The 8,289-nt window shown below is 70.5% G+C and carries 10 protein-coding genes; 5 read left to right on the top strand and 5 right to left on the bottom strand.

Annotated elements, in window-relative coordinates; genetic code table 11:
• Positions 1–126: 126 nt before the first annotated feature.
• Positions 127–1,845 carry a choice-of-anchor P family protein gene (locus tag ACFRCG_RS09835; RefSeq protein WP_380030279.1) on the bottom strand — a complete coding sequence of 573 codons (1,719 nt, stop codon included), beginning with the start codon at positions 1,843–1,845 and terminating at the stop codon, positions 127–129.
• Positions 1,846–2,152: 307 nt separating this feature from the next.
• Here ACFRCG_RS09835 and ACFRCG_RS09830 point away from each other — a divergent pair, with 307 nt between their 5' ends.
• Both ACFRCG_RS09830 and ACFRCG_RS09825 read left to right on the top strand, forming a co-directional pair.
• Positions 2,153–2,557, top strand: a complete 405-nt coding sequence (locus ACFRCG_RS09830; RefSeq protein ID WP_380030278.1) for a cupin domain-containing protein — start codon at positions 2,153–2,155, stop codon at positions 2,555–2,557.
• A gap of 73 nt (positions 2,558–2,630) precedes the next feature.
• Positions 2,631–3,485 (top strand): NAD-dependent epimerase/dehydratase family protein, encoded by an 855-nt coding sequence (locus ACFRCG_RS09825; protein ID WP_380030277.1) that lies wholly within the window; start codon positions 2,631–2,633, stop codon positions 3,483–3,485.
• A 203-nt stretch (positions 3,486–3,688) separates the two neighbouring features.
• Here the strand turns inward: ACFRCG_RS09825 and ACFRCG_RS09820 are convergent, their stop codons facing one another.
• Positions 3,689–4,147 (bottom strand): DUF6314 family protein, encoded by a 459-nt coding sequence (locus ACFRCG_RS09820; protein ID WP_380030276.1) that lies wholly within the window; start codon positions 4,145–4,147, stop codon positions 3,689–3,691.
• 220 nt (positions 4,148–4,367) lie between these two features.
• The gene (locus ACFRCG_RS09815) at positions 4,368–4,667 is read right to left on the bottom strand and encodes an SH3 domain-containing protein (RefSeq protein ID WP_380030275.1); all 300 of its coding nucleotides are present in this window, start codon (positions 4,665–4,667) and stop codon (positions 4,368–4,370) included.
• 319 nt (positions 4,668–4,986) lie between these two features.
• Here ACFRCG_RS09815 and ACFRCG_RS09810 point away from each other — a divergent pair, with 319 nt between their 5' ends.
• Both ACFRCG_RS09810 and ACFRCG_RS09805 read left to right on the top strand, forming a co-directional pair.
• Positions 4,987–5,220 carry a DUF2945 domain-containing protein gene (locus ACFRCG_RS09810; protein WP_380030274.1) on the top strand — a complete coding sequence of 78 codons (234 nt, stop codon included), beginning with the start codon at positions 4,987–4,989 and terminating at the stop codon, positions 5,218–5,220.
• Positions 5,221–5,329: 109 nt separating this feature from the next.
• Entirely contained in the window at positions 5,330–5,719 is a 390-nt protein-coding gene (locus tag ACFRCG_RS09805; protein WP_380030273.1) for a DUF4440 domain-containing protein, read from the top strand.
• Between the two features lie 242 nt (positions 5,720–5,961).
• On the opposite strand, the gene ACFRCG_RS09800 is transcribed toward ACFRCG_RS09805, so the two are convergent.
• On the bottom strand, positions 5,962–6,225 hold the full coding sequence (locus tag ACFRCG_RS09800; RefSeq protein ID WP_380030272.1) for a hypothetical protein: 264 nt from the start codon (positions 6,223–6,225) through the stop codon (positions 5,962–5,964).
• A gap of 124 nt (positions 6,226–6,349) precedes the next feature.
• Positions 6,350–6,841: a hypothetical protein gene (locus tag ACFRCG_RS09795; RefSeq protein ID WP_380030271.1), complete on the bottom strand. Its 492-nt coding sequence runs from the start codon at positions 6,839–6,841 to the stop codon at positions 6,350–6,352.
• Positions 6,842–7,282: 441 nt separating this feature from the next.
• On the opposite strand from ACFRCG_RS09795, the gene ACFRCG_RS09790 reads away from it, so the two are divergent.
• A complete protein-coding gene (locus ACFRCG_RS09790) occupies positions 7,283–8,164 on the top strand; it encodes a DUF4082 domain-containing protein (RefSeq protein WP_380030270.1) in 882 nt (293 codons plus the stop codon).
• Positions 8,165–8,289: the final 125 nt, after the last annotated feature.

The raw sequence follows: 8,289 nt of genomic DNA, 5'->3' as shown, positions 1-8,289 counted from the left end.
ACCGGTAACGGTCAACACCTGTACTTCGCCCCAAACGCCGCGGACACCCGCGCGTCCCCCCGACGTCCACTACCCGGGACGGGGCGGCCGTACCCGGCCGCCGCGTCCGGTCTCGTCGCCCCTATGTCATACGGTCGGGCACGTGACTCCCGGCAGGGTCAGCGCCACCCGTGCGTGCGAAACCACGACGCTCACGCCGGACAGCAGCGTGATCCGCAGCGCGTTGACCGTGATTCCCCGACCACCGGGGTCGACCACCTGCTCGTTCACGCGCACCGTCGCCACCAGCGGGATCGTGATGTCCACATTGACGTTCGGGTTCACCACCGGTGCCCCGGCCACCCTCAGATTGGTCAACGTGACCGAACCGCTCGGTGTGGCACCGCCGTTGGCGTCACCCTGCACGCTGGCGAGCGCCTCGACGACATCCGCGGTGACCAGTCCGCCGAGCAGGTTCACCCCGGCCGTCTCGGCGCGTGCGTGCGCCCGTTGCAGGCCGTTCGCGTCGATCGTGCCCTCCGCGCGGGTGGTGACCACGCCCGCGTCGCCGACGGTGCCCAGCGATACCGTCGCGACCTTGTCGGTGTCGACCGCCGCGACGTTCGAGCACGTCACGTCGGACGCGGCGATCGGGCCGATGTCCCCGAGCGGCGACTTCAGCGCGGCTCCGTACGCGTGCGCGTCGAATCGCATCGTGTCGAACACGACGCTCGCGCACCCCGGCAGGCTCACCCCGACGACGTTCGTGAAACCGGCCGCGCAGTTCGTGTACGTCCCGCGCGCCGCCGAGGTCACCTGGACCTGTGCCGTGCAGGACCCCTGACCCGCGATCAGGTTGCCGGACACATCGACCGTGCCCCCGCCCGCCGGCGCGACGACCGAACCGGCATCACACGTCGTGGTGGTCACCCCGGTCGCCTTGAGGCCGGCCGGCAGCGTGTCGGAGAACGACCAACCGGGCTTGGCGCCAAGCTCGTTCGTGTTCGTGATCGTGAAGGTCAGGGTCGAGGTGCCACCGGTGAGCACCGGCGTCGGCGCGAAGCCGATGTCGACCTGCGGGCTCGCGTCGACGAGCCTGACGTTGTCGAAGGCCACGTCGTTGCCGGTGCCGCTCGGCTGCTCGTTCACCAACCGGATGCCGGCCCGGTCGCCGGAGAACAGCACGGCGCCGTTGCTGGTGAAGGTGCCGACCTTGGCACCGCCGATCGTCGTCGTGGCATCCACGCACGCCTCGATCGGGCGCGTGAACGCGGGCGTGGCCACCGTGCCGTCGAGCAGGTGGAAGCTGAACCTGGAATGGTTGGCGAAGCAGTTGACCTCGGCGATGTCGACCGAGAACGCGATGAAGCGCCGACCGGCGGGCAACGGAATCGGCGTCACCGTCTCCAACTGCACCTTGCCGGCACCGGGATTGCCCGCGGTGTACGCCGTCACGGCGTGGTTCGTGGTCGAGGAACCGCCCGACCACTGACCGAGTACGCCCGCGAGGTTCTTGACCTGGGCCCAATCGCCCGGGACACACCCGCTGCCGACGGGCGGTGTGGTCGACGCGGCCGGCGACGTGACCCAGCCGTTGCACGCGGTCAACCAGGCCGGATCGGCGGTGTACGTCTCGCCCACCGGCGGACCGCCGGTGTAGTTCGTGAGCAGGGTCGGCGTCGCACCCTGGCCGTTCTCGAAGCCCTCGACGAAGATCGCCGCGGGTGCCTGCGGTACACCCGGTGTCCCGGGTGCGGCCTGCGCGGTGCCGACGGCGGGCAGTGCGGTCAGACCCGCGACCGCCACCGCGATGGATATTCCGACGCCGGTGAGGCGTCCGGTGCGCCGCCTTCTCATCGTGAACATGACGAAACCCCCTACGTTGTAAGGTGCCCGGCCGCACGCCCCACCCTGCGAGGCAGGCCGCGGACGGCGAGGCCGGAACCCTCGTGGACACCACGAGCCGTCCGACGCATCGCCTCGAACAGCAGAGCACCCATAACCCCGAACACACGGCCGCGCGGCGGCCAAACCACACCTACAGGTGAGGTCGGCGCGCACCGGCGCACACGATGCCGCCGTACACGCCTGAGGCGCGCCGGGTAACCGGTCCATCGGATTCGACTCCGAGTGGACCATTCGTGTGGACCGGACCACGCCTACCGTTGCGGTCATGATCGAAAAGCGCGGTGGGACCGTACTGACCACCCTTCTCCACCAGACTCCGCCGTTTTTGCCCGCGTCCGCCGAAGTGATGACCATGACGGTCGAGTTGCCGCCCGGCGACGCGGGTACGCCGCCCCATCGGCACTCGGGTCCGGTCTTCGGTTACATGCTCGAAGGCGAGATGGTGTTCGAGCTCGAAGGCGAACCCGAGCGGGTCATTCGCGCCGGCGAGGCGTTCTGGGAGCCGGGCGGCGACGTCATCCACTACCAGGCGGGCAACAATCTCGCCGACGCGTGGAGCCGGTTCGTGGTGGTCATGGTCGGCGTCCCCGGCGAACCCATGCTCACCCTCGTCGACGCGGCGGAACTGCTCGCGCGGAAGGATCGCCGGGCGCCTCGACCGACGAAGTAACCGCCGAACCCGTACACCGGCCGGGTCGCCGAAGCCTCGGCCCGCCCCCCGACAGAAAGCCGAAGTTCCGAACATGCATGTTCTCGTTGCCGGCTCGACCGGCGTCCGGGGCAGCCGGGTCGTCCCCGCGCTCGTCGGCGCGGGGCACCGGGTCACCGCGCTGACGCGCCGCCCGGAGGCCGCGGCCGATCTGCGGGCACACGGCGCCGAGGTCGCGTTTGCGGACGTCTTCGATCGCGAGGCGCTCACCCGCGTGGTGGGCCGGGCGGAGCCCGACGTCGTGATGCATCAACTCACCGGTCTGTCCGCGGTCGACCTCGCGGCCAACGCCAGGATGCGCGTCGTCGGCACCCGCAATCTCGTCGATGCCGCACGGGCGGCGGGAGTTCGGCGCATCGTGGCGCAGAGCATCGCGTGGGCGTACGAGGCGGGAGACGAGCCCGCCGACGAGACGACGCCGCTGGACGACACGAGCGTCGAACCGCGACGCGGCACGGTCGAAGGGGTGATCGCCCTGGAACGGGCGGTCCGCGAGCTCCCCGAGTGGGTGGTGCTGCGCTACGGCCTGCTCTACGGCCCGGGTACGTGGTTCGCGGCAGACGGGACCAAGGCGGCCGACGCGCGCGCGGGCCGGTTGCCCGGCGGCCCGGACGTCTCGAGTTTTGTCCACGTCGACGATGCCGCCGCCGCAGCGGTGGCCGCGTTGCACTGGCCGAGCGGCGTGGTCAACGTGGTCGACGACCAGCCGGCGACCGCCGACGAATGGGTGCCGGCGTTCGCTCGGGCGGTGGGCGCGCCATGGCCCGCCGCAGCGGCCGGTGTACCGCACGCCGCCTGGGCCCGAGGCGCGGACAACCACCTCGCCCGCAAGCACCGGGGCTGGATCCCGACCCATCCGTCCTGGCGGTCGGGGTTCGACACCCTGTGAGTCGGCGAGGGCACGCGCATGATCACGGCGCGAGGGAACGAGCCGCGGCACCGATGTCCGGACCGTGCGCCCCGACCACCCGGGAGCAGCGTGGTGATCGTGTCCGTCCTCGAACCGTACTTCACCCGATAGCGGCACCGCCGGGGCGACCTCGTCCCGGAGCCCGGCCGACCGGCGGCGGCTCGATGGGCGACCACGGCTCGTCAGGGGGCCGGGATGGGCGGCCGGCCGGGCGGGGGGATCCGTCGGTAGACGGAGGTCAGCAATTGCGTCTTCGCCGGGCCCGAGACCCGCCACCGCAGGTGCCATTCGTCCTGGGACACGACGGTGAACTCCCCGTCGTAGAAGTCCGCTGCGCAGGGGTGGCGGGTACTCCAGCGGCCGGTACGCAGGTCGAGGTCGTGGAACGGCCTGCCGTCGGCGAAGAGTACGTCGGCGGTGCCGTCGGCGCGCGGCACAAGCCGGTGACTGCGGCTCGCCGGGTTGGTCACGCCACCCCACTCGAACTCGCCGGACTCCTCTTCGAGCAGCTCGTCGCCGACGCGCCGAAACTCCGCGGTGCCGATGAAGGAGCCCCGGGCGCCGGAGAGTTCGTCGATCACGGTGCGGTTGATGGACCAGCGGCCGACGAGGTAGGCGACGGCGTCGGGGACGGAACACATGCGTCCATGATCCGTCATCCGCTTCGACCCCGAGCGGCCACCCTGGTACCGACCGTCGACGCCGCCGCTTGGCGACACATCACCGCAGCCGTCTCCCGACCCCGCTCGCGAACACCCGGACATGACGACACACGAAGGACCCGCGGGTGTTGCCCGCGGGTCCTCGCGATTCACCAGGCGTATCCGTCAGCGGACGGTCGCGTGGTCCGTGCTTCCGGACCTATACGTAGGCCCACCACACCCAGCCCTTGACCCCACTGGCGTTGTGCTTCACGTAGTACCACCAGTTCGCCTCGCCGGCGTTCTTCTGGCAGTACACCGTGACGGTGGCGCCCTTCTGCAGCAGTCGATACACCGTGGAGTTGGTGTTCGGCTTGGCACGCAGGCGAACATTGCTGCCGGAAATCTTCGCCGTCTGGTCCCGGAGGTCGACGTCGCACGACGGGTGCGACGCGGCCGACGCCCCGGGAGCCACCGCCACCGCGCCGCCGGTCAAAAGCACCCCGGACGCGACCGCCACACCTACTCGCCGTCGCAGCTTCGTGGACTGCCACCGGAAACCGCGTTCTGACGTAACGGATCTCATCAATCCCCGTTCCTGCCCGCACATGGCGCGGACACGCTGGGTCGGCGACACATCGGCCACCGCGTGATCACGGTCGGCGGATCACGCTAATGGCCCGCCCCACGACCGGCTATCCGGATCACGCGCACCCCACCGACGCGGGAAACGTCACGGCGTCGCCCATGTGACCACGATGATGGGAGATACATGACGATAGATCCATAAAACTCCCTGAATGGGTAGAGGAGAGGGAGCCATAAGAAAGAAGGACGCCATGGCGCGGCACGCGAAAATCGCGAAGGGTGATCGGGTGAGTTGGCGCAGTCACGGAAGTACCGCCATCGGCATCGTCAAACGCAAGCTCACCCGACGGACACGCGCGGCCGGGCGAACGGTCGCCGCCTCGCCGCGGCAGCCGCAGTACGAGGTCGAAAGCGAGAAGTCCGGTGGCACGGCCGTCCACAAGCCCCAGGCCCTGAGGCGGGCGAAACGCAAAGGAAAGAGCTGATGGCCGAACGATCGGACAGCGACCGCGAGGACACGCGCCCGGGCGCTGCGAAGCGCCGGCGGCTGATCCCGGTTGCGGAGTAGGTGGCCACGTGAGCGAGAATGCCCCCGTGAGCGAAGAGACGGATGCGGTGGGCGAAGCGATCGCCGCAGAACTGCGTCTGATGGACCTCGACGTGCGCGCGTCCCGCTCGCTTGCCCTGCCGCTGCTGGACCCGGACTTCGTCGAGGTCGGCGCTTCCGGGCGGCGATGGACGTACGAAGAGATGCTTGCCGAGTTGCCCCGGATGAACGCGGCGGCGGAAGGCGGTCCGCGCTACGAACCCTCGAACTTCGTCGGCGCGCTACTGGCCCCCGGACTCGTGCATCTCACCTACGAGACCACGTTCGATGGAAGTCGGGCACGACGGAGCTCGCTCTGGCGCAAGCAGAGCGCAGCCGGGGTATGGCGGATGTACTACCACCAGGCAACGCCCATCCCGCCCGGCAGCGGTCTGTGATCGGGTGTATCGGACGATGACGGCCCGCGGGGGCCTGCTCCGAGTCGGCGGTGAAGATCCACACCACACGACATGCTGCCGCCTGGGGTGACCACGACGTGCGGTCCGATCGGGCCGGCAGGTCCGCGTGGTCGCGCACCACGAGCCATTCGCCGTTGAGGCGCCGGGCGGTGCGGTCAGGGTCGCCAGCCGGTCGTTCGACGGCATGTACGACGACGTCATCGCTCTGTGTCCGATGGTGGCTACTGTGGGTCGCGTCCGACGATCTGTGCGACGTGGCCTCCGGCGACGGTGACCACGAACCGGTGCCCGAGAGTGGCGGGTTCGGTGTCGAGGTGCAGGACGCCCTCGGCGCCCGCGTACAGGGCGGGGGTGCCGTCGACGATCGCGGACCAGGTGCGGGGGAGGACCTCGCCCTCGGTCGGCCAGTCGAACAGGTCGAGGGTGACCTCGAGGTCGCCGAAGCCGGGGAGCACGAGGTGTCCGTGCGTCGCGGGCATGTCCATGCCCCGATTCTGCGTCGATCCACCGGATCCCGCCTGGCGATGATGCCGGGGGAGCCCGACGTCAGAGGCGGTGTGTGGCGTCGACGGGTCGGGAACCGGCGACACCGGAGACGACCCCGCCTCGCTACGCCGGCCCTTGCGTGAGCACATCCAGGAGCCGGCGCAGCGACGCCAGGCAGCGGTCGCCGTCGTCGACGAGCGCGAGCAGGCGCGGAAGGTGCTCGACGACGCGGATCAGGCGCCCGGCCCGTACGTGTTCCCTGGCGTCGCACAGGGCCCGTGCCACGAGGCCCTGGGTCCAGGTCGCCGTGTTCAGGGCCTGCGCCCAATGGAGTTCGTCGTGGTAGGGCAGCCATCGACCGGCCTCGTACGCGCTGATCAGCGAGGTGGACTCGCGTTCGACGAACACCCACGTCCGGTCGTCGGCGACGAGTTCACCGCCGGCGCGGCCGGGCCGGTTGTCCCGACAGTGTGCGCACAGGCGTACCGGTCGGGGCGACCCGGCCGCGGTGCGCGGCGTTACGGCCGTCGCGCCGGCGGCCGGGGTGCGCCGGTCGCACAGGTGGCAGACGGCGACGGCGAGGAGCGGTCGAAGCGAGGAGTCGGTCACGGTCACGCCCGGTTCAACGACGCGGCCGGCCCCGAGTGGCGCGGTGGGGGCCGGGCCGGCTCGACGACGACCGCGTGACGGCGAACGCGCACCGCCCCGCCGCACGGGACGGCCGTACCCGTCGGAGCCTGCGATCGTGACGTGGAGCCGTCACCCGCGCCGCGGACGACCCAACACCCGCGACCCCCGGATCGGTCGACGCGGTCATCGCGCGGTGCGGCGGCCGACGGCTGCGTGGTGTGTGCCGCGGAACCCCCCGACCCGCTTCCCGAGGGGACGAATCCGGGACAACGGCTCGGGACGTACGCCAGACTTTCCCATGGCTCGGCCCCGGGACGACCGTCCCGGGAAACGATGTTCGAGTAGGGAATACTCATGAACATACCTTGGCCAAGGCACCACCGAGCGACCCTCCCGACAATCCTGGCGCTGCTGCTCGCGTTAGTCGTGGCCGCGCCGGGGACGTCCCGCGCGGCCGCGGATTCCGGCGACACCGGTGTCATCAGCGACCCGGCCGCCTGCCCGTGCACGTTGTGGCCGTCGACCGACGGGCCCTCGTTCGGGCCGGATCCGGACACCTCCGCCACCGAACTCGGCGTCAAGTTCCAAGCGGACCGGGCCGGTTACGTCCTCGGCGTCCGTTTTTGGAAGGACGTCGCCAACACCGGCACGCACACCGGCACCCTGTGGTCCGAGGCCGGCGTACAACTGGCCACCGCCACCTTCATCACCGAGTCCGAGTCGGGCTGGCAGCAGGTGAACTTCGCCCAGCCCGTCGCGGTCACCGCCGGCACCACGTACGTGGCCTCGTACCACGCGCCCAACGGCAGGTACAGCAACGACCAGAACGGCCTGACCGCCGCCCGCGTCCGCGGCCCGCTGACCGCGCCCGCGAGCGAGGCCGTCGGCGGCAACGGCGTCTACGCCTACGGGAGCGGGTTCCCGAACTCCACCTGGAACGACAGCAATTACTGGGTCGAACCGGTTTTCGGCACCACCGACACCCGCGGCCCCGCGCCGAAGGTCCTCGACTTCTTCCCGAAGGGCGACCAGGAGGTGCCGATCGACACCGTGTTCACCATCACCTTCGACCGAGAGGTGCAGCCCGGCACCATCCATTGGGGGGTCTACCGGGGCGAGACCGACAACTACCGCGGCACCATGACCTACGACCCCACGACCGGCGTCTCCACCTTCGTTCTCGACTACGCGCTGGAGCGCGCCAAGTCCTACACCGTCGATGTGGTCGGTGTGAAAACCCTCGACGGCGCCCTGCTGTCCGAGGTGAGGTGGGGCGTCAGGACGGTCGGCAGCCAGTCCTCCCTCTGAAGCGGCCCCGCACCGTCGCGTTCGCGCATGCATCCGCGTCGCGCCGGCCGTCGGTGACGGGCGATCGGCGCGTCGCGATCCACGCCGACGCCACCCGGGCGACCGCCGTCCGGGCCCGTCGCGGG

It is taken from the genome of Embleya sp. NPDC056575, assembly GCF_042793325.1.
Lineage (GTDB): Bacteria > Actinomycetota > Actinomycetes > Streptomycetales > Streptomycetaceae > Embleya.
The sequence above is the reverse complement of the archived record's forward strand: the minus strand, read 5'-3'. Positions and strand labels throughout refer to the sequence as shown.

Excerpts from the sequence above, each read along its gene's own strand:
- ACFRCG_RS09835 (WP_380030279.1), bottom strand. The coding sequence starts at position 1,845 with ATGTTCACGATGAGAAGGCGGCGCACCGGACGCCTCACCGGCGTCGGA.
- ACFRCG_RS09830 (WP_380030278.1), top strand. The coding sequence starts at position 2,153 with ATGATCGAAAAGCGCGGTGGGACCGTACTGACCACCCTTCTCCACCAG.
- ACFRCG_RS09825 (WP_380030277.1), top strand. The coding sequence starts at position 2,631 with ATGCATGTTCTCGTTGCCGGCTCGACCGGCGTCCGGGGCAGCCGGGTC.
- ACFRCG_RS09820 (WP_380030276.1), bottom strand. The coding sequence starts at position 4,147 with ATGTGTTCCGTCCCCGACGCCGTCGCCTACCTCGTCGGCCGCTGGTCC.
- ACFRCG_RS09810 (WP_380030274.1), top strand. The coding sequence starts at position 4,987 with ATGGCGCGGCACGCGAAAATCGCGAAGGGTGATCGGGTGAGTTGGCGC.
- ACFRCG_RS09800 (WP_380030272.1), bottom strand. The coding sequence starts at position 6,225 with ATGGACATGCCCGCGACGCACGGACACCTCGTGCTCCCCGGCTTCGGC.